Below are 619 nucleotides of genomic sequence, written 5' to 3'. Positions count from 1 at the left end.
ACCTGCTGACGCTGACAGCCCGCGAAGACGGCTCGTCGAAACTGGCGGAAGGCAATAAATGGACATTCTTCCCATCGGCGGCCTTTGCGTGGCGGATCATCGAAGAGAAATTCATGCAGCCCGTCCGCGGATTAAGTGACCTGAAACTCCGGTTAAGCTACGGGATTGCCGGAAACGACCCGTCGGGACCTTATGCCACGCAGTCGACCCTGACGCGGGTAGCCTTTGGTTTTGATGATGTGCCGCTGCCAGCCTATACCTTTTCCCGCAATGTCGGTAATGCAGAACTTGGCTGGGAGCTCTCGGCAACGCAGAACATCGGGCTGGATTTCGGGCTGTTTAACGGCCGCGTCAACGCTTCGGTCGATTATTACGACACCCGTACATCAAACCTCCTGCTCGACCGTGGTCTGCCGCCAACAACGGGTGTAACAACGGTAAAACAGAATATCGGTAAGACCCGTAACCGTGGGATTGAAGTGGCCCTGAGCACAACCAATGTCCGGACTCAGCATTTCTCATGGAGCAGCAACATCACCTTTACCCGTAACCGTGAAGAGATTACCGAACTGGTAACGGGCAGCAACGACATCGGCAACGGCTGGTTTATCGGCAGCCC

The 619-nt window shown here is 55.6% G+C and carries 1 protein-coding gene; it reads left to right on the top strand.

Annotated features, from left to right (window positions below; all coding sequences use genetic code 11):
* Nucleotides 1-619: TonB-dependent receptor domain-containing protein (locus tag BLX24_RS30990; protein WP_143092970.1), on the top strand; the 619-nt coding region annotated here is incomplete at both ends.

The sequence above is a fragment of the Arsenicibacter rosenii genome (genome assembly GCF_001870735.1).
Classification (GTDB): domain Bacteria; phylum Bacteroidota; class Bacteroidia; order Cytophagales; family Spirosomataceae; genus Arsenicibacter; species Arsenicibacter rosenii.
Note: the sequence above shows the minus strand (reverse complement) of the source record. Positions and strands in the feature narration are given on the sequence as shown.